This is a genomic window from Vibrio sp. 947 (genome assembly GCF_033339115.1).
In the GTDB taxonomy this organism is placed as follows: domain Bacteria; phylum Pseudomonadota; class Gammaproteobacteria; order Enterobacterales; family Vibrionaceae; genus Vibrio; species Vibrio alginolyticus.
The window spans coordinates 19,762-39,220 of the sequence record NZ_JAWOTX010000005.1 but is presented as its reverse complement, the minus strand read 5'-3'; the positions used below and the strand labels follow the sequence as shown (position 1 = coordinate 39,220).

Sequence of the window (19,459 nt, the reverse complement as noted above, 5' to 3'; positions counted from 1 at the left end):
TGTGATCTCGTCATCATTTCTCTTTCTGTGATGGGAAATGCTTGAATCTTAATAGCGGTTTTCCTATAGTTTGCTCCTCGGTAGTTGTATGAAGCAACACCTTAGATAGCGCGAATATAGAGTTTATTCATCATGAGCAATCAAGCGATCGACGTTGAAATATTAGGCAAACTTACACGAGTGAATTGTCCGACAGGACAAGAAGAGTCTCTTGTTGCAGCGGCAAAAGATCTGGATCGCCGATTGAAAGAAATGAGCGAACGTACTAAGGTAACCAATGAAATCCAACTGCTGACCTTTGCTGCATTGAATATTTGCTATGAGTTGCACACCAAGTCATACGAATCCAATGGTCAACAGCAAGAAATTACTGAGCGAATGGAAAAGCTCACCGCGTCTTTAGAGAACGCACTAAGCAAAGTTACGCAAGGACAGCAGTAAATACAAAATTTACCCTGGGGTGTGCGTCAGCAGGATTTAAGTCCCTGAGCCGATAAGCAATACCTAAGGGTTAGTATTTGGTAACTATTGAGCAAGCTCGGCATGCACCGAGAAGCCTACGGTTGTCATTGCTGATCCGCCTTGAACCAGCTGGTTCAAGGGCCACAATCCTCAACGGCACCCTGGGGTATTCTCTCTATGTCAGACCTCTCTCGACAAGACTTCCGCAAACTGATTCGTGAAAAGCGCAACGCTCTGTGCAGTGATACGCAATACCAAGCGGGAATCGACCTTATTACTCAATTTTCCCAACTTCCTGAAATCGATCAGGCGCAACATATTGCCATTTACCTTTCTGCAGACGGTGAGCTTGATACTAAACCGCTCATTGAATGGTTATGGCAACAGGGAAAATCGGTTTATCTGCCCGTCATCCATCCCTTTTCTAAAGGTCAGTTACTGTTTCTTCAGTATATAAGTGATGAACAGCTCATCTACAACAAGTACGGCATCTTAGAGCCCAAGCTCGATATCAGACACCTCAAACCCGTTCGCCAGCTTGATTTAATCTGCACGCCTTTAGTTGGGTTCGACAGTATCGGACACCGCTTAGGCATGGGCGGAGGGTACTACGATCGTACTCTGTCACGTTGGTTTATAACTGGAGAGGGAGCTAAACCTGTTGGTATCGCTCATGACTGCCAACATGTAGAACGCTTACCAATTGAAAGCTGGGACATTCCATTACCTAAGATCGTGACCCCAAGCCAAATATGGCAATGGGAAAGTGACAAGTAAGCCGCTATAATCACGCCCGCAAACGTTAACGAACATCTATTCAGGAGATTGGCATGACTCAAGATGAAATGAAAAAAGCGGCTGGTTGGGCAGCACTAAAATATGTTGAGAAAGGCAGCATTGTCGGTGTTGGTACTGGCTCTACCGTGAATCACTTCATCGATGCACTAGGCACTATCAAAGATGATATTAAAGGTGCAGTGTCTAGCTCTGTCGCTTCAACTGAGCGCCTTAAAGAGCTTGGTATTGAAGTATACGAGTGTAACGATGTAATGAAGCTGGATGTGTATGTTGATGGCGCAGATGAGATCAACCCAGCACGTGAAATGATCAAAGGCGGCGGCGCGGCTCTGACTCGTGAGAAAATAGTCGCAGCAATCTCTGATAAGTTCGTATGTATCGTTGACGGCACTAAAGCAGTTGACGTACTTGGCCAGTTCCCATTGCCTGTTGAAGTAATCCCAATGGCACGCTCTTACGTGGCTCGTGAATTGGTAAAACTAGGTGGTGATCCAGCTTACCGTGAAGGCGTTGTGACTGACAACGGCAACGTGATTCTGGATGTGCACAATATGCAAATTACCAACCCGAAAGAAATGGAAGACAAAATAAACGGCATCGCTGGTGTGGTGACTGTGGGTCTTTTCGCTCATCGTGGTGCAGACGTAGTGATCACTGGCACACCAGAAGGTGCAAAAATTGAAGAATAAATAACAGCCCAAAATGAACCTATCTGGTTCACTTTTCTGTTATTTCATTACATACGGTGCTGCAAGGCACCGTTTTTTATTCCTTTCTATAAGAAAATTATCTCTTATTCCGTAATTTTCTTACCCAAAGCAATTTTTTTTTGTTACTTTATTGAACAGAAGACGCACAGGGAAACGTTTGTCTTCCTACAAAACTGTTAATTATCCCCTTTTTAATAGTTTTGCCCAATGTGCGCCACATTAGCCCACCTTTCCATTTTAAGGACGAGAAAAAATGGTCAAAGTTTCACTGGAAAAAGAAAAGATTAAGATCCTCTTGTTAGAGGGACTCCACCCTTCTTCAGTTGAAGTTCTTCAAGCAGCTGGTTATACCAACATTGAATACCATAAAGGTTCCCTTCCGGAAGAAGAACTAATTGAAGCAGTAAAAGACGTGCACTTCATTGGTATCCGCTCCCGTACGAACCTATCCGAAGAGGTAATCAATGCGGCGAACAAGCTGGTTGCAATTGGCTGTTTTTGTATTGGTACTAACCAAGTAAACCTAGATGCAGCAGCAAAACGCGGTATTCCTGTCTTTAATGCACCATTCTCTAACACTCGAAGCGTGGCAGAGCTTGTACTTGGGCAAATCCTTTTACTAGTGCGTGGTATTCCTGAAAAGAATGCACTTGCACATCGCGGTATTTGGAAGAAAAGTGCAGACAACTCTTACGAAGCTCGTGGTAAGTGCCTTGGCATTATCGGATACGGTCACATTGGTACGCAGCTTGGTATTATTGCCGAAAACTTAGGTATGCGCGTTTACTACTACGATATTGAGAACAAACTGTCCCTTGGTAATGCGACGCAAGTACATACCATGAGTGAACTATTGAACAAATGTGATGTAATTTCTTTGCACGTTCCCGAAACACCGGAAACGAAAAACATGATGGGTGAAGCTGAATTTGCTCGAATGAAACCAGGTTCCATCTTTATCAACGCGGCACGTGGCACCGTTGTGGATATTCCTGCACTTTGCCATAGCTTAGAAGCTGGTCACCTTGCCGGCGCTGCAATTGATGTATTCCCAACTGAACCAAAAACAAATGCTGACCCGTTCGAGTCTCCTTTACAAAAATTCGATAACGTCATTCTCACTCCACACGTTGGTGGTTCAACGCAAGAAGCACAAGAGAATATCGGCTTAGAAGTGGCGGGCAAACTGGCTAAGTACTCTGATAACGGCTCGACACTTTCAAGCGTAAACTTCCCTGAAGTGTCATTGCCAGAACACAGTGGAGAGTGCTCTCGTCTGCTTCATATCCACAAGAATCGTCCTGGTATTCTAACTCAGATCAACACCATCTTTGCTGAAGAAGGCATTAACATTGCCGCGCAGTACCTACAAACAGCCGCTGAAATAGGCTACGTAGTGATCGACGTTGAAACTGAACGAGCAGAAGAAGCTCTAACAAAGCTCAAAAACATTGAAGGCACAATCCGTGCTCGTATCCTTCACTAGACAGTGAAACAGAAACGACAAAGGCAGGGGTTATGACTCCCTGCCTTTCGCTTTTTACTGTTTGCTAAGCCTTACTTTAACTTATAAATGACATCGACTTGATCGCGAATGATCATAGTTGAATCTTGGTAGCTATTCGCTCCTTCTTTACTATCCATCGCCATTGAACGCATTAACACAGGCTGAACGTGCATCTGTCTGTAATTGATCTGCCATACATCGCCCAATTTTTTCTCAAAACCAGTCGCTAATGACCCTGCTTTTTCTCTTGCGTCCTTAATTGCAGCCATTCGCGCCTTTTGCTGATATTCGGCTTGGTTGCTTACCTTAAGTTGAATATTATCAACCTGATTAATACCCGCTTCTAACGCCATATCTAAGTATTGGTTAAGGTTTTTCAGATCTGTCACCGTGACATCAATACTGCGAGATGCTCGATACCCAACAAGTTCTGCTTTTCCTGATTTAGGGTAATGGTACTGAGGAGCAAGGTATAAATTCGAGCTAGTAATATTGTCTTTTGACAAGCCGGCATCCGACAAGCTTTTTAGAAACTCTTCAACGGTTTTATCTACGGACAATTTCGCTTGTTCGGCCGTCATTGTCGTATCGACTACTTTTACAGAAAACGTAGCCATATCAGGTGTGGCCGTCACTTCGCCATACCCCGTTGTCGTAACATGAGCAAACTCTGGCGTATTCGCCAAAACTGAAGCACTGGTAAGGCTGAGTGCTGAAGCCAGCAAAAATGAATACAATTTCATTCAATAAATCCATCCATACAAAATTAAGTACTTAATCTCAGATTCCAACATCACTATCATGGCTGAGAAAGCGTGTGGTTTCATAATAGAAACTTCCGCCGATTATCCAAGCACCCATAGTGACTTCTAACACAACTTTGACTATGTAACATTGGCGTAATTTTTAAACAAAACACACTAAGTTAACGATATGCAGCTCTGACAAACTTATTGAGGTAGATGCTGCTGCGCATACCCCACTATCGCGTGTGAGATTTCTTGTAATACCCCAGTTTCTAACTGCCAATGGTGCCAATAAATCCGATGGGACATTAAAAAACCTGGAGTCACATCAACCAACACACCTCTGTCTAATTCGTCGGTAATTTGCAAGCGGGGGATCAAACAATAAGCAACACCAGCTAACGCCACTTTTAGAAACGCTTCAGAACTACTGATGTTGTGATGAATAACGCTGTCAGGATTGACGTTAAAATGCTCGGTAAGAAATGTTTTATGTAGATCATCATATTGGTCATATGAAACGGCCGGTGCTTTTGCCAATGTCTGATTATTTACGCCTTTAGAAAAATAACGCTGATAGAACTCTGGGCTCGCGACACAAACATAATCGATGCGACCTAAATAGTCTGCTCTGCATCCGGGGATTGGCTGGGACTCCAAGCTGATCGCTCCTGTCACTTCGCCACTTTTGAGTTTTTCAATAGAGCGGTATTCACCATAGATAGTCAGTTTTAGTTCAACTTGACGCTGCTTCATAACATTTTGCAGCGCTGGCAGTAGCCATGTTGCAAGGCTATCTGCATTAGTCGCTAAAGAGAGTTGCACAGGTCGCGTACTGGTATCATTCTTTAGTTCGGGGAGAATTTCATGCTCTAGCAAGCGTACTCGCCGATAAAGACCCAACAATTTTTTACCAATTGGCGTTGGCTTAGGTGGCTGGCTTCGAATTAAAACAGGCTGCGCGAGAAACTTCTCTAACTGCTTGATACGTTGAGAAATGGCGGATTGAGAAACAAATAAATGCTCGGCAGCACGCTCAAAGCTACCCTGATAAACTATAGCGTCTAATGCCTCAATCCATTTGTAATCTAACCCTCGCATACCTTTCCTCTCACTCTTGATCAAACGCCTCCCGTTAAATTAGTCTATCTAATGTAAGATTAAAATCATTAATTATACTTATTTAGATAAACGCTTTATCTTTCCCTTTTCTGTAAATGTATTTGTTATTTTGAAGTGAGGTGAAGTGTGAGCTTGTGGGTTCTATTGCAAGGTTTTGGTTTAGGAGCATCAATGATCATTCCGATCGGCGCGCAAAATGCGTATGTTTTGAATCAAGGCATAAAGCGTAACCACCACCTAACAACCGCCACTATTTGTAGCGTGCTAGATATGATTTTCATCTCTCTAGGTATTTTTGGTGGTGGTGCAATTCTGTCTCAAAATGAAATCTTACTGACGTCGGTGACACTTGGTGGTATTGCTTTCTTGAGCTTCTATGGACTGCTCTCACTAAAAAGTGCTTTTAAGCCAGAGAGTGAATCGGAATCAAAAGGGGAGATTGTAGCTCGAGGTCGTCGAACGGTTATTCTAGGTGCGTTAGCTGTCACTGTGCTTAATCCGCACTTATATTTAGATACAGTCGTTATTCTAGGTTCGATCGGTGGACAATTTGAAGGCCATGATCGCATTGCTTTTGCACTAGGTACGATTATGGCTTCCTTTGTTTGGTTCTACACTTTATCGATAGGAGCAGCCAAACTAGGTCCAACACTCTCTCAACCAAAAGTGAAAAAAACCATCGACATTGCAATCGCAATGATGATGTTCACAATAGCATATATCTTAGCGAGTGAGCTTATTGATAAGTATTGGTAATCACCAGGTAGTAAGGCAGCAAAGACATGGAGTCACTAAAACGTATTTATAACAACAATAGAGAGCGATTCAACGCGCTCTCTATTCCTTTTCGGGAATGGCAGCACGAAGCCATCTTAGACTTTGAGACAGATATACGTATTGCGAGAGAGCTTGGTTGGACGGGTACGCATACCAAAAGCCTCTTTTTAACACTCAAAGGACAAGGTTACGCGGTTTATCTGACAGATAAGGACTCGCGCCTCGATGCCAAGCAGATTAAAGCGATTACAGGTAAACGTCCCTCTATTTGTAATGACGATAAAATGGTCGAAGTGTTAGGTTGCGTACCCGGCGCGGTTTGCCCAATAGGCTTACCGGAATACATCACTATCATTGTTGATACCAATCTCTATCAACATCAAGAGTTGCTCTATACGCCTGGCTTACCTGAGTTCACATTTGGATTTGCAGGTAAACATCTAAAACGCCTCTTACTTGCTGGTCATCACACCCTTTACGAAATATAAAAAAGCGAGGCCTATTGGCCTCGCTTTTGAATATCGACTGCTTTTAATTAAGCGTCGACTTTGTTCAGGTGAACATCCATTTGTGGGAATGGAATCTCGATACCATTTTCATCCAATGCTTCTTTAATACCTTGCATTGCATCAAAGTATACGCCCCAGTAATCTGCAGTTTTCACCCATGGACGAACCACAAAGTTAACTGAAGAGTCTGCTAACGTAAGTACACCAATTGTGATATCCGGGTCTTTCAAGATACGTGGATCTTTCTCTAGCGTCTCACGAATCACTTTCTTCGTTAGTTTAAGGTCTGATTTGTATGAAACACCAATCACTAGGTCGACACGTCGTGTCGCATGGCGAGAGTAGTTAGTAATGGCACCGCCGATAACTGAAGAGTTAGGCACAACAACCATTTTGTTGTCTGGTGTTTTTAGAACGGTTTGGAAGATTTGAATTGCTTCAACACTACCCGCTACACCACCGATTTCTACGTAGTCGCCTGATTTGAATGGACGGAACGCAACAATAAGTACGCCTGCTGCAAAGTTTGATAGTGAACCTTGTAGTGCAAGACCAACAGCAAGACCTGCCGCACCAATCACAGCAACAACAGAAGCGGTTTGAACTCCTAATCGACCAAGAGCCGCGATTAGCACGATTACAAATAGCAAGTAACGAACAAGACCGTGAATAAATTCAACGACGGCCTTATCCATGTTTTTCTTTTCTAGTACTTTAGAAACACTACCAGCGACTGCCTTAACGATAAGATTACCGATAAACAGAATAAGCAGCGCAGAGATAATGTTCACACCGTACTGAACCAGTAGATCTGAATTGTTTGTCAGCCAAGTTTCAGCCTGAGTTAGACCATCCGTTAAAGTGGTATCGATACCCACCGATTCACCTGCCATAATTCTTATCCTCAAAAATAAAGAGATATAAATCCAATTGCCGTTAATTTATGAACCTTGTTTTTTAAAGGCTCTTTTCTAAAACAACATCCCTATTGCTCCACTGAACAGTGTCAGATTTTTGGCACAATATCCCAACTCTGACTTTTTTCAAAGTCAGAGTTTCGCAAAGATATGCAAAACAAGACTTTATCAGAGCTTTCTGACACTGACTTGTTACAGGTTACGCAATGCACTCTGATTTCGCCACTCTTAAGACTGATATTCCCATGTTTTCTTTAAAAAAACGTTAAAGGTGAGATATCTCACTAGCAAATACAATCTAACGCATAAAAATATCGGGAGAAAGCAGCCGGGGAAAAAATGATAGACATAAAAAAACCCGCTCAAAGAGCGGGTTTTTAGGTAACTTAATCAGTAACGATTATAGTACGTCAACTGCGTTAAGGTCAGCAAATGCTTGCTCTAGACGAGTAACCATTGAAGCTTGGCCTGCACGTAGCCATACGCGTGGATCGTAGTACTTCTTGTTTGGTGCATCTTCACCAGTTGGGTTACCGATCTGACCTTGTAGGTAATCGTGGTTTTCAGCTTCGAACTTACGGATACCATCCCAAGTAGCCCACTGTGTATCAGTATCGATGTTCATTTTGATTACACCGTAGCCGATAGATTCACGGATTTCTTCTAGAGAAGAACCTGAACCGCCGTGGAATACGAAGTTTAGAGAGTTCGCTGGAAGACCGAATTTCTCAGAAACGTGCGCTTGAGAATCACGTAGGATAGTTGGAGTTAGTACAACGTTACCTGGCTTGTATACGCCGTGTACGTTACCGAAAGATGCTGCGATAGTGAAACGATGGCTGATTGCGCTTAGTTTCTCGTATGCGTATGCAACGTCTTCTGGAGAAGTGTATAGCTCAGACGCATCCATATCAGAGTTGTCAACGCCGTCTTCTTCACCACCAGTACAACCTAGTTCGATTTCTAGAGTCATGTTCATTTTAGCCATGCGCTCTAGGTACTTAGCAGAAATTTCGATGTTCTCTTCTAGAGACTCTTCAGAAAGGTCGATCATGTGAGAAGAGAATAGTGGCTTACCAGTTTGCGCGAAGTACTCTTCACCAGCGTCTAGTAGACCGTCGATCCAAGGAAGTAGTTTCTTAGCTGCGTGGTCAGTGTGTAGGATTACTGGAACACCGTAAGCTTCAGCTACAGCGTGAACGTATTTCGCACCAGCAACAGCACCTAGGATTTGAGCTTCTTGACCTTCAAGTTTTAGACCTTTACCAGCAAAGAAAGCAGCGCCACCGTTAGAGAACTGAACGATAACTGGAGCTTTAACTTTTGCAGCTGCTTCAAGTACTGCGTTTACAGAGTCAGTACCCACACAGTTTACTGCTGGAAGTGCAAAGCTGTTTTCTTTTGCAACTTCAAATACTTTCTGAACGTCATCGCCAGAGATAACACCTGGTTTTACGAAGTCGAAGATCTTAGACATGGATGTAATCCTATTTATCTGTCGTTTTTAAACAAAACTTGTTAAGTTGAAAATCTTGCAAACGTTTGCTCACAACTGAGGCTATTCTAGCAGAGTTCCTCACACGTTGCAGCAAACAAGAAAGCGGGAGAATCACTCCCCCGCTTTGCTTTAATTACTTAGCGCGTGCTTCTAGCATTTCTACTGCTGGAAGAACTTTACCTTCTACGAACTCAAGGAAAGCGCCGCCGCCAGTAGAGATGTAAGATACATCCGCTTTGATACCGAATTTGTCGATAGCCGCTAGCGTGTCACCACCACCAGCAACAGAGAAGCCTTCAGAAGCTGCGATAGCTTCAGAGATACCTTTAGTACCTGTTTCGAAGTTCTTGAATTCGAATACGCCTACTGGACCATTCCATAGGATAGTCTTAGCGTTTTTAAGGATTTCAGCTAGTTCAGCAGTTGAATCTGGACCAAGGTCGAAGATCATGTCGTCGTCTTGTACTTCAGAAACGTGCTTAATTTCAGCTTCTGCGTTCTCGTCGAATGCTTTCGCACATGCAACGTCAGTTGCTACTGGAATTGCACACTCGTCCATTAGCTTCTTAGCTGTTTCAACTAGGTCTGCTTCGTATAGAGACTTACCAACGTTGTGGCCAGCAGCTGCGATGAATGTGTTAGCAATACCACCACCAACAACGAGTTGGTCAGCGATTTTAGATAGAGACTCAAGAACCGTTAGCTTAGTAGAAACTTTTGAACCACCTACGATAGCAACCATTGGACGAGCTGGCTTGTCCATTGCTTTGCCTAGCGCTTCTAGTTCGTTCGCTAGTAGAGGACCAGCACATGCTACGTCTGCGTGCATACCAACGCCGTGAGTAGATGCTTGAGCACGGTGAGCCGTACCGAATGCGTCCATTACGAATACGTCACATAGTGCTGCGTATTTCTTAGATAGCTCTTCGTCGTTTTTCTTTTCGCCTTTGTTGAAGCGAACGTTTTCAAGAACAACAAGTTCACCCGCATTTAGCTCTAGGCCATCTAGGTAGTCTTTTGCTAGCTTCACTTCGCAATCTAGTGCGTCGTTTAGGTAGTTAACAACTGGTTGTAGAGAGAACTCTTCAGCGTATTCACCTTCAGTTGGGCGACCTAGGTGAGACGTAACCATTACTTTAGCGCCTGCTTCTAGGCAGTGCTTAATAGTTGGAAGAGATGCGATGATACGTGCATCCGAAGTTACTTTACCGTCTTTTACTGGCACGTTTAGGTCAGCACGGATAAATACACGTTTACCTGCAAGATCCAGGTCAGTCATCTTGATTACAGACATGATGTGTCCTCTCAAATATTTAATAATTAAAGTTTTTGAAAACTCGGCAACCCTGCCAAGCCTGTTAATTCTTCAAACTGGTTATAGATATGGAGATATTATGGATTTATTTCAAGGCTAGAAATAAAAATTCTCCATCACTTCTTCGTCATTACTGTTCCACTTGCGAAGAAGCTTGCATTGCTAAGGCAGTATCCAGCATCCGGTTAGCAAAGCCCCATTCGTTGTCGCACCAAACGAGCATTTTTACGAGTTGCCCGTTACTCACTCTAGTCTGGCTTCCATCCACAATCGCACTATGGGGGTCGTGGTTAAAGTCGATGGAAACGAGTGGCGATTCAGTATAGTCAACAATGTTACGTAATGTACACTGAGATGCGTTAACAATGGTTTGATTTACGTCATTAACTTTCACATTTGTACTAATTGTGACACTTAAATCCATTGCAGTGACGTTAACCGTTGGAACACGAACAGAAATTGCTTCGAATTTGTTGGAAAATTTCGGGAAGACTCTTTCAATCCCCTTATGCAACTTAGTGTCCACCGGAATAATAGATTGGCTTGCAGCGCGGGTACGGCGTAAGTCGTTATGATACGCATCAATTACTTGTTGATCATTCATGGACGAATGAATTGTGGTAATGGTGCCAGACTCTATGCCGAAGGCTTCGTCTAATACTTTAATGATGGGAACGATACAGTTGGTGGTGCAAGAGCCATTGGAGACAACACGGTGCTCGTCTTTCAGAGTTTCGTGGTTCACGCCATAGATAATCGTATTATCTAGGTCGTTTGCGCCCGGGTGCGAAAACAGTACTTTCTTCGCGCCTGCTTCTATATGCGCTTGCCCATCCGCTTGCGAACCAAATACGCCAGTGCAATCCAAGACGATATCAACTTCTAAATCACGCCAAGGAAGTAATTCGATTTCGGAGAGGTGGAGAATGCGAATGGAATCATATTCACCGCTGTCATGATGAACATGCAAATGTTCTTGGTCATGGGAAATTTTTTTACCAAAGCGACCATGACTGGTGTCATATTGCAGTAGGTGTGCCATCGCCTCTGGCTGAGCTAGTTCGTTAACCGCCACAACCTTGATCTGCTGGTGTTTTCCGCTTTCATACACCGCTCGCAGAACATTACGACCTATACGTCCAAATCCATTGATCGCAACCTTTAGCATTTATCCTTCGCCCTACCAAAAATTTCGTGTCACAGATACTACCTGATCAGGCTGACAAACGCACCTGTTGAATCACAGTAAAGCAGGATTAAAAAAGGTCGAGACTATGCTCGACCTTATTACAACGATAGATAATTAAAATGCGACGTCTAAACCTAACCAGTAGCGACGACCATCTTCAATATATCCGTATTCTTCGTAACTGATTTCCTCGTCTAGCAAGTTATAGATAGCGCCTTTAATACGAGTATTGTCGGTTAACTGGTATGTCACACCGGCGTCCACAAAGGTATAAGCTGGTTCTACAATACTGTTTCTTGATGGGCCAGTAACCGGATCCATTTCTTTACCTCGGTACGTGACTTTCGCCCAGCTCTCTAGATCTGTTGTCGTTTGCCAAGTCACATCCACATTAAACAGATGCTTTGGTAACTGCTGCAGCGGCATGCCTTTGTATTCACCTGTTTTTTGCTCTGAGTCGGTAAATGTGTAGCTCGAGCTAAGGTAAATGGTTTCCGTTAACGGCGATGCTAAGGTCGCTTCAATACCTTGTGTGACGGCTTCATCCACGTTAATACGGTACGTTGGATCTGCGCCCCATTGGTTTGGACCATCAGTACAGATAGTGTCTGGACAAACAACACGTGTGATCTTGTCTTTGAATTCGTTATGGAACGCTGTCAAAGAGACATCTAAGCCAGAATCACCTTGATACAAGACGCTGATTTCTTTGTTTAGCGACGTTTCAGGGTCAAGATCTGGGTTACCGTAGATATTACCGCCACCACTGACTTGCGCCCAGCCAGGAGTAATTTCACGTAATTGTGGAGAACGGAAACCTGTTGCCACACCGCCTTTCACCGTCCAAGACGGATCAACTCGCCATACACCGTAAACACGCGGACTAAAATGCGCGCCATAGTTTTCGTCATGATCTAGACGGCCGCCAAGCGTAACGCTAAACGGATCAGCAATTCTCCATTCATCTTCAATGAAAACAGCCCACTGCGTATTCGATGTTTCAGTCTTCGATGACGCTTTGTTGGAGGTGAAATCCTCAAGCTCTGCATGAGTAGCGTCCACACCCGTCGTCAACGTATGGTTTCCAATACCAGTCACCAAGCTCGATTTGAACGTGGTGTTGGTGATCGTCATCTCACGAGATTTGTTCTCGCTCTCTTCTCGCTGTAAGTAAGTATCTGAAATGCCAATCGAATCCCAATCACCGTTGTGGCTTACCGTTACGTAATTACGACGATATTCATTCAGTGAATCTTCACACCCTCCACGACACCCAGTGGTCGGCACTGAAAGGCCCACATTGCCACGACGACTTTGTGCCGACGTGCCACCTTCTAATTGTACCGAGTGGCGCTCATTAATCTGGTAAGTCAGTTTTGAAGAGATACTCTGCATATCTTTATCTTCATAACCGTATTCGATGTCATCTTCTTCTCTGGTTGTGTACTGACCATATACTTGGAGAGATAAATTTTCAGCCAACGGACCATTAACGAAAAAATTCGCGCTCTGCTCTCCACCTGAGCGGCTATTCTCTTGTAGTACCGTGCCCAGTTGAACATTACCCGTCCACTCTAGCGCATCTTTTCGTGTGATGACGTTAATCACACCACCAATCGCATCAGAACCGTAAAGCGTCGACATTGGGCCGCGAATAACTTCGATTCGCTCAATCGCTTGAAGAGGAGGTAACCAACCTTGTTCGATACCGGGGCCGTCGCTATTTGGACGAGTTTCACGCGTGCTTTGACGTTTACCATCGACCAGTATCAAAGTGTATTTAGAACCCATACCACGGATACTAATGTCGGTAGTATCACCACCACCTGTCACGACAACACCTGGCACACTTTTTAGTGCATCAGTCACATCGCGGTAATAACGGGAGTCCAACTCCTCACGTGAAATAACACTAATACTTGCAGGCGCGTCCGCTTGAGATTGCTCGTAGCTTGATGCAGTTACAACCACTGTTTCCATTTTAGAAACTGCATCATTGGCAAAAACATGAGGGACACTGACGAAGGCTAAAATACCAGTTGCGGTAATAACTGGCAGTCTAAGAGTAGACATCTACATCTCCATAATTGATAATGATTATTATTTTCGAAAGTAAATTATTCACAAATAGAATGAGATGCATAGTGAGAGTTATGGAACAGTTCTTTCCATTTATGGAACTCGTACATAACGCAGTAAGGAGTAAAAGAAATATGCACGACTTAGCATCAATTAGAGCCTTTGATGCGCTCAATCAGCATAAAAGTTTGACAGCCGCTGCTAAAGCCCTTAATCAGCCAAAATCAACGCTAAGTCGTCGCTTGGCACAATTAGAAGAAGACTTCGGTCAGGCTCTAACCGCCAGACAAGGTAATCGATTAGTTCTGACAAGAGCTGGAGAAATCTTTGCCCACTACAGCCGCCAGATTCTTGAGTTAAGCGAAGAGAGTTATGATGCACTGCAAGGTTTAACGAACCAAGTTTCAGGGCCACTGCATATTGTTTGTCATACTGCCTTAGTTAGAAGCTGGCTCGGCGGCGTACTCAATCGTTTTCTTGCTGATAATCCCGATGTTAGAGTTCAACTTACCAGTGACTTTTCTGAGGCGCATCATGACCCAGATTTGTTCATCTGGCTCGGTGAACGTAAAGAGCTAGACTGGCGAAAAGAAGTGCTGGGGGTATTTCGCTATACGCCTTTTGCCTCTCCAAATTATCTAAAACAACATGGGCCTATACCGCACCCCAAAGAACTTGAAGCACATCCATGGATCGATTTTGGTTCAGTGCAAGAAAATGGAGTGATGCTAGCACACCCTCAACACGGTGAGTTCTTTTTAGAACCCTTTGTTAGTCGCTTATACAGCGACAACATAGCAATGCAAATAGACAGTATCGCGAATGGTCATGGTATTGGACTGCTGCCGACTTGGACAGCATGCGGCTATGAGAAACATCACCCAGGGCGAATCACACCTTGCTTAGAAGGTTGGCTTTCTGAGCCTATTTCCATTAACTGCTATACACCAGCAGGACGACCACCACTGCGCTTATCCGTACTTTTAGACTGCATTCACCAAAGCATTCCACAAGGTTGGAAAACCTGACAAAAATAAAAAGGCCATCATAATGATGGCCTTTCTAACTTTAGCGTTTAACAATCGTCGTTTACGTTTGACTGTTTAGACGGTCCTACAATTACGCTAGCAATTCTTTTGCTGTGTTCACTACGTTTTCAGTCGTGAAGCCAAACATCTCGAATAGCTGACCAGCAGGTGCAGATTCACCGAATGTTGTCATACCGATGATGCGACCGTCGAAGCCAACGTACTTGTACCAGAAATCAGCAATGCCCGCTTCAATAGCGATACGTGCCGTTACGTCTGATGGCAGTACAGATTCACGGTAAGCAGCGTCTTGTTTATCGAATGCATCTGTTGATGGCATTGAAACAACGCGTACTTTCTTGCCTTCTGAAGTTAGTTGCTCAGCGGCTTTCACTGCAAGCTCAACCTCAGAACCTGTTGCGATAAGGATTAGCTCAGGCTTACCTTCGCTATCTTTCAGGATGTAAGCACCTTTCGCGATGTCTGCGACTTGTTCAGCAGTACGCTCTTGTTGCGCTAGGTTTTGACGAGAGAAGATAAGTGCAGTTGGTGCATCTTTACGTTCAATCGCTAGTTTCCATGCAACTGCAGACTCAACTTGGTCACATGGGCGCCATGTGCTCATGTTTGGAGTTACACGTAGAGACGCCATTTGCTCAACAGGTTGGTGAGTTGGGCCATCTTCGCCAAGACCGATCGAATCATGCGTGTAAACTTGGATGTTCTGAATTTTCATCAGCGCAGCCATACGCATTGCGTTACGAGCGTATTCCATGAACATTAGGAATGTTGCGCCGTAAGGAACGAAACCACCGTGCAATGCGATACCGTTGATGATAGCGGTCATACCGAATTCACGCACACCGTAGTGGATGTAGTTGCCAGAGAAGTCCTCCATTTCTAGAGACTTAGAACCAGACCACATGGTCAGGTTAGAAGGCGCTAGGTCAGCAGAACCACCCATAAACTCAGGAAGCATTTGACCAAACGCTTCTAGTGCATTTTGCGACGCTTTACGTGATGCAATGTTCGCTGGATTTGCTTGAAGATCGGCAATGATTTGGTTCGCTTTTTCTTCCCACTGTGCAGGAAGTTCGCCGTTTAGACGACGTTTAAGCTCTGCCGCTTCTGCAGGGTAAGCTGCAGCGTATGCTTCGAATTTTTCATTCCAAGCTGCTTCTTTCGCGGCGCCCGCTTCTTTTGCATCCCACTCAGCGTAAACATCTGCCGGGATCTCAAATGGGCCGTACTCCCAACCTAGGTATTCGCGAGCCGCTTGGATTTCATCGTGACCTAGTGGTGCACCGTGACAGTCGTGCGAACCAGACTTGTTAGGAGAACCGAAACCGATAATTGTTTTGGTACAGATAAGCGTAGGACGTGGGTCCGCTTTTGCTGCTTCAATTGCTGCGTTGATCGCGTCTGAGTCGTGACCATCGACTGCTGGGATTACATGCCAGCCGTACGCTTCAAAACGCTTAGGTGTATCGTCAGAGAACCAGCCTTCAACGTGACCGTCGATAGAAATGCCGTTGTCATCCCAGAACGCGATCAGTTTGCCTAGACCTAACGTCCCAGCAAGAGAGCATGCTTCATGCGAGATGCCTTCCATTAGACAGCCGTCACCCATGAACACATACGTAAAGTGGTCAACGATATCGTGACCTTCTTTGTTGAACTGTGCCGCTAGTGCTTTCTCTGCGATCGCCATACCAACAGCGTTAGTGATGCCTTGACCTAGAGGACCAGTTGTTGTCTCGATACCAGGCGCGTAGCCGTACTCTGGGTGACCTGGGGTTTTTGAGTGCAATTGACGGAAGTTTTTCAGATCGTCAATAGATAGCGCGTAACCGCTTAAGTGCAGTAGAGAGTAAATAAGCATTGACCCATGACCGTTTGACAGCACAAAGCGATCGCGGTCGGCCCACTCTGGGTTTGAAGGGTTATGGTTTAGGTGAGAGCGCCAAAGAACTTCAGCGATATCAGCCATACCCATTGGTGCGCCTGGGTGGCCTGAGTTAGCTTGTTGAACACCATCCATGCTTAGAGCACGAATTGCATTGGCAAGATGTTTACGAGACGACATGTCTGCTCCTGAGTACATTAAGCGAAACGAAAAGTAGGTCATAATTCTCTCAAAGCCCTGTTGGGTGTGCAAACGTTTTCCAGTCCAAAACCTCACAAATATTGCACCTTTCGCGCCAAATCGTTCGAAGTTCTTAAAATTATCAATAAATCAGGCAAACGTTTGGTTATAACAAAAACCAAAAAAGAGCTTGTAATTCGAGCAATCAAATTTAGAATAGACGTCTAGATGTAGATACACCTACAAAAATTAGTATTAATTTGCGCTGGAGAGTTTATCATTCCCCAGTTTTAAACCAGATATAGTGGAGCTAACATGGCTAAGCACCTGTTTACTTCTGAGTCAGTATCAGAAGGTCATCCAGATAAAATTGCAGACCAGATTTCTGATGCGGTTCTTGACGCGATTCTAGAGCAAGATCCAAAGGCTCGTGTTGCATGTGAGACTTACGTTAAAACCGGTATGGTAATGGTGGGTGGTGAAATCACGACTTCAGCATGGGTAGACATCGAAGAGTTAACTCGTGAAACCGTTCGTGAAATCGGCTACGTACATTCAGATATGGGCTTTGACGCAGATTCTTGTGCGGTACTAAACACAATCGGTAAACAGTCGCCAGATATCAACCAAGGTGTTGATAAAGCTGACCCTAAAGAACAAGGTGCAGGCGACCAAGGCATCATGTTTGGTTACGCTTGTAACGAAACTGAAGTACTAATGCCAGCGCCAATTACTTACTCTCACCGTCTTGTTCAAAAGCAAGCAGAAGTTCGTAAAAACGGCACACTACCTTGGTTGCGTCCTGATGCAAAATCTCAGGTAACATTCCAATACGATCAAGGTAACATCGTTGGTATCGACGCGGTTGTTCTTTCAACTCAACACTGTGACTCAATCTCAACTTCAGACCTGCGTGAAGCGGTAATGGAAGAGATCATTAAGCCAGTGCTACCTTCTGAGTGGATCAACAAAGAAACAAACTTCTTCATTAACCCAACCGGTCGCTTCGTAATCGGTGGTCCTATGGGTGACTGTGGCCTAACTGGTCGTAAGATCATCGTAGATACCTACGGCGGCGCAGCTCGTCACGGTGGCGGTGCGTTTTCTGGTAAAGATCCATCAAAAGTTGACCGTAGTGCAGCATACGCAGCACGCTACGTAGCGAAAAACATCGTAGCGGCAGGCATGGCTGACCGTTGTGAGATCCAACTTTCTTACGCAATCGGTGTTGCTGATCCAACGTCTATCATGGTGGAAACGTTCGGTACTGAGAAAGTACCTCACGACATCATCATTGAAGCGGTTCGTCAATTCTTCGACCTACGTCCATACGGTCTACAAGAAATGCTTAACCTTCTTCAACCTATCTACAAGAAGACAGCGGCTTACGGTCACTTCGGTCGTGAAGAATTCCCGTGGGAAGCGACAGACAAAGCTGCACTTCTACGCGATTTCGCTGGCATCAAATAATCAAGCTAAGCAAGAATCAATCAAGCCCTCGCTTATGGTGGGGGCTTTTTATTTTCAGCAACTTTTATATAGTCATTTCGGCTCATACCGCCCTGCCCCACAAAGCAGTCCTGTTTCTCCCTCATTTTTATACCGAATAAATTTTAAGCAATTATTTGTAAATTATCCCATCTCCGCCAATAGTTAAAATATTGTTAATTCCAATTTAAATAGAGACGTCGGAGGCTGGCGACTGTGGAAGCAACACTTAAGTAAAGACATGAGTTAAGCATCTTTATGGCCGATACCAAACTAAGCCAATGCTCAGATGTAAACTTGAAAAAGTCGCTTCAAGTTTGACTGAACAAAAACCGCTGTCAGTTGGTATAAGCGGATAATGTGGGAATAAATCAAGGAGGAGTTATGCCTCGAACTGTTAATCCATCGGACTTCCACAACAAGCGAAAGGAAGTGCCAGACAACGAATACGCCAGAACCATACCGTGCAATACGGTCAATCTTTCTGCACCTTTTCATTGGCTCGCATTAGGTCTGCATGATTTCGTGCGAATGCCGCTTATTAGTGCTTTCTATGGCATCTGTTTTATGGCAGCTGCGATAGGCATTGTTTTGCTCGTACAGTGGCAAGGCACACACTTAGTCGTCATGCCCAGTTTGATTGTTTACATGTTAATTGGTCCGTTTCTCGCGCTGGGTTTGTATGATGCCAGTTGGGAGAGAGAGCGCGGACACAAAGCAAGCTTGTTCCATTCAATGAAAGCGATCGGTCGTAACTCAACATCTCAATGGGCGTTCGCCGTGTTACTCGCAGTGTGTATGATATTTTGGATGCGCATTGCCGCTCTACTTCATGCACTCTACCCTTCTGTTCAAGGGGCACCTTTAAGTGAGTTCCTACCCTTCCTTGTCATCGGCTCTTTAGTTGGCTTTGTTTTGGCTTGTTTGGTGTTTAGCATTTCAGCCTTTTCTATTCCGCTCATGATGGAGCGTCGCGTAGACATGATGACCGCTGTATTTACCAGCTTTAATGCAGTGAAATCCAACATTCCAGCAATGATTGTTTGGGCAGCGATCATCTGTGGCGGTATTCTTATCGGCTTTGCGACCTACGGGATCGGAATGTTGTTTACCATGCCAATTCTAGGCTACGGTACATGGCACGCTTACCATGCCACCATCAAGAAAAAACACACACCATAATTAACTGATGCTATGATCTGGCCCTCGCAAATGCGGGGGCTTTTTT

General features: G+C 44.5%; 17 protein-coding genes and 1 other RNA gene. 10 read left to right on the top strand and 8 right to left on the bottom strand.

Translation table 11 applies throughout. The features are described 5' to 3' along the window. Positions 1-132: 132 nt before the first annotated feature. The 5 genes from R7Q39_RS07830 to serA all read left to right on the top strand — a co-directional run bounded on the left by R7Q39_RS07830 (position 133) and on the right by serA (position 3,456). Positions 133-441 (top strand): cell division protein ZapA, encoded by a 309-nt coding sequence (locus tag R7Q39_RS07830; protein ID WP_005384553.1) that lies wholly within the window; start codon positions 133-135, stop codon positions 439-441. Between the two features lie 8 nt (positions 442-449). Then, a non-coding RNA gene (gene ssrS, locus R7Q39_RS07825) (6S RNA) lies at positions 450-634 on the top strand. A 5-nt stretch (positions 635-639) separates the two neighbouring features. After that, positions 640-1,239, top strand: a complete 600-nt coding sequence (locus tag R7Q39_RS07820; RefSeq protein WP_053350725.1) for a 5-formyltetrahydrofolate cyclo-ligase — start codon at positions 640-642, stop codon at positions 1,237-1,239. A gap of 53 nt (positions 1,240-1,292) precedes the next feature. After that, positions 1,293-1,949, top strand: coding sequence for a ribose-5-phosphate isomerase RpiA (gene rpiA / locus R7Q39_RS07815; RefSeq protein ID WP_005380982.1), 657 nt, complete (start codon positions 1,293-1,295; stop codon positions 1,947-1,949). Between the two features lie 274 nt (positions 1,950-2,223). After that, a complete protein-coding gene (serA, locus tag R7Q39_RS07810; RefSeq protein ID WP_318075988.1) occupies positions 2,224-3,456 on the top strand; it encodes a phosphoglycerate dehydrogenase in 1,233 nt (410 codons plus the stop codon). A gap of 71 nt (positions 3,457-3,527) precedes the next feature. Here serA and R7Q39_RS07805 read toward each other — a convergent pair whose 3' ends face one another. Together R7Q39_RS07805 and R7Q39_RS07800 are read right to left on the bottom strand one after the other, a co-directional pair. Beyond that, positions 3,528-4,220, bottom strand: a complete 693-nt coding sequence (locus tag R7Q39_RS07805; protein ID WP_005384550.1) for an oxidative stress defense protein — start codon at positions 4,218-4,220, stop codon at positions 3,528-3,530. A gap of 207 nt (positions 4,221-4,427) precedes the next feature. Beyond that, positions 4,428-5,324: a LysR family transcriptional regulator ArgP gene (locus R7Q39_RS07800; RefSeq protein ID WP_005380990.1), complete on the bottom strand. Its 897-nt coding sequence runs from the start codon at positions 5,322-5,324 to the stop codon at positions 4,428-4,430. Positions 5,325-5,471: 147 nt separating this feature from the next. On the opposite strand from R7Q39_RS07800, the gene R7Q39_RS07795 reads away from it, so the two are divergent. Beyond that, positions 5,472-6,101, top strand: coding sequence for a LysE/ArgO family amino acid transporter (locus R7Q39_RS07795; protein WP_031780897.1), 630 nt, complete (start codon positions 5,472-5,474; stop codon positions 6,099-6,101). Between the two features lie 26 nt (positions 6,102-6,127). Then, positions 6,128-6,610: a YbaK/EbsC family protein gene (locus tag R7Q39_RS07790; protein WP_318075987.1), complete on the top strand. Its 483-nt coding sequence runs from the start codon at positions 6,128-6,130 to the stop codon at positions 6,608-6,610. Between the two features lie 47 nt (positions 6,611-6,657). Here the strand turns inward: R7Q39_RS07790 and mscS are convergent, their stop codons facing one another. The 5 genes from mscS to R7Q39_RS07765 form a co-directional block, all read right to left on the bottom strand. Further along, on the bottom strand, positions 6,658-7,524 hold the full coding sequence (gene mscS, locus R7Q39_RS07785) for a small-conductance mechanosensitive channel MscS (RefSeq protein ID WP_318075986.1): 867 nt from the start codon (positions 7,522-7,524) through the stop codon (positions 6,658-6,660). A 424-nt stretch (positions 7,525-7,948) separates the two neighbouring features. Beyond that, complete coding sequence (gene fbaA / locus R7Q39_RS07780; protein ID WP_005380996.1) at positions 7,949-9,025, bottom strand: class II fructose-bisphosphate aldolase; 1,077 nt, start codon at positions 9,023-9,025, stop codon at positions 7,949-7,951. Between the two features lie 154 nt (positions 9,026-9,179). Beyond that, positions 9,180-10,340, bottom strand: coding sequence for a phosphoglycerate kinase (locus R7Q39_RS07775; RefSeq protein WP_318075985.1), 1,161 nt, complete (start codon positions 10,338-10,340; stop codon positions 9,180-9,182). Positions 10,341-10,491: 151 nt separating this feature from the next. Further along, positions 10,492-11,529, bottom strand: coding sequence for an erythrose-4-phosphate dehydrogenase (epd, locus tag R7Q39_RS07770; RefSeq protein WP_213874882.1), 1,038 nt, complete (start codon positions 11,527-11,529; stop codon positions 10,492-10,494). Between the two features lie 135 nt (positions 11,530-11,664). Continuing rightward, complete coding sequence (locus R7Q39_RS07765; RefSeq protein WP_005380999.1) at positions 11,665-13,623, bottom strand: ligand-gated channel protein; 1,959 nt, start codon at positions 13,621-13,623, stop codon at positions 11,665-11,667. Between the two features lie 140 nt (positions 13,624-13,763). Here R7Q39_RS07765 and R7Q39_RS07760 point away from each other — a divergent pair, with 140 nt between their 5' ends. Continuing rightward, positions 13,764-14,657, top strand: a complete 894-nt coding sequence (locus R7Q39_RS07760) for a LysR family transcriptional regulator (RefSeq protein ID WP_318075984.1) — start codon at positions 13,764-13,766, stop codon at positions 14,655-14,657. Between the two features lie 91 nt (positions 14,658-14,748). Here R7Q39_RS07760 and tkt read toward each other — a convergent pair whose 3' ends face one another. Then, the gene (gene tkt, locus R7Q39_RS07755) at positions 14,749-16,743 is read right to left on the bottom strand and encodes a transketolase (RefSeq protein WP_262662922.1); all 1,995 of its coding nucleotides are present in this window, start codon (positions 16,741-16,743) and stop codon (positions 14,749-14,751) included. 315 nt (positions 16,744-17,058) lie between these two features. Between tkt and metK the strand changes: the two genes are divergently transcribed. Together metK and R7Q39_RS07745 are read left to right on the top strand one after the other, a co-directional pair. Beyond that, positions 17,059-18,213, top strand: coding sequence for a methionine adenosyltransferase (gene metK / locus R7Q39_RS07750; protein ID WP_005384541.1), 1,155 nt, complete (start codon positions 17,059-17,061; stop codon positions 18,211-18,213). Positions 18,214-18,615: 402 nt separating this feature from the next. Then, positions 18,616-19,413 carry a DUF2189 domain-containing protein gene (locus R7Q39_RS07745; protein WP_085570065.1) on the top strand — a complete coding sequence of 266 codons (798 nt, stop codon included), beginning with the start codon at positions 18,616-18,618 and terminating at the stop codon, positions 19,411-19,413. The last annotated feature ends 46 nt before the right edge of the window (positions 19,414-19,459 follow it).

Bases quoted from the DNA above. Each gene is read 5' to 3' on its own strand.
- tkt (WP_262662922.1), bottom strand. From the start codon at position 16,743: ATGTCGTCTCGTAAACATCTTGCCAATGCAATTCGTGCTCTAAGCATG.
- epd (WP_213874882.1), bottom strand. From the start codon at position 11,529: ATGCTAAAGGTTGCGATCAATGGATTTGGACGTATAGGTCGTAATGTT.
- serA (WP_318075988.1), top strand. From the start codon at position 2,224: ATGGTCAAAGTTTCACTGGAAAAAGAAAAGATTAAGATCCTCTTGTTA.
- R7Q39_RS07745 (WP_085570065.1), top strand. From the start codon at position 18,616: ATGCCTCGAACTGTTAATCCATCGGACTTCCACAACAAGCGAAAGGAA.
- R7Q39_RS07800 (WP_005380990.1), bottom strand. From the start codon at position 5,324: ATGCGAGGGTTAGATTACAAATGGATTGAGGCATTAGACGCTATAGTT.
- R7Q39_RS07775 (WP_318075985.1), bottom strand. From the start codon at position 10,340: ATGTCTGTAATCAAGATGACTGACCTGGATCTTGCAGGTAAACGTGTA.
- mscS (WP_318075986.1), bottom strand. From the start codon at position 7,524: ATGGCAGGTGAATCGGTGGGTATCGATACCACTTTAACGGATGGTCTA.
- R7Q39_RS07760 (WP_318075984.1), top strand. From the start codon at position 13,764: ATGCACGACTTAGCATCAATTAGAGCCTTTGATGCGCTCAATCAGCAT.
- R7Q39_RS07790 (WP_318075987.1), top strand. From the start codon at position 6,128: ATGGAGTCACTAAAACGTATTTATAACAACAATAGAGAGCGATTCAAC.
- R7Q39_RS07805 (WP_005384550.1), bottom strand. From the start codon at position 4,220: ATGAAATTGTATTCATTTTTGCTGGCTTCAGCACTCAGCCTTACCAGT.
- metK (WP_005384541.1), top strand. From the start codon at position 17,059: ATGGCTAAGCACCTGTTTACTTCTGAGTCAGTATCAGAAGGTCATCCA.
- R7Q39_RS07820 (WP_053350725.1), top strand. From the start codon at position 640: ATGTCAGACCTCTCTCGACAAGACTTCCGCAAACTGATTCGTGAAAAG.
- R7Q39_RS07765 (WP_005380999.1), bottom strand. From the start codon at position 13,623: ATGTCTACTCTTAGACTGCCAGTTATTACCGCAACTGGTATTTTAGCC.
- fbaA (WP_005380996.1), bottom strand. From the start codon at position 9,025: ATGTCTAAGATCTTCGACTTCGTAAAACCAGGTGTTATCTCTGGCGAT.
- R7Q39_RS07830 (WP_005384553.1), top strand. From the start codon at position 133: ATGAGCAATCAAGCGATCGACGTTGAAATATTAGGCAAACTTACACGA.
- rpiA (WP_005380982.1), top strand. From the start codon at position 1,293: ATGACTCAAGATGAAATGAAAAAAGCGGCTGGTTGGGCAGCACTAAAA.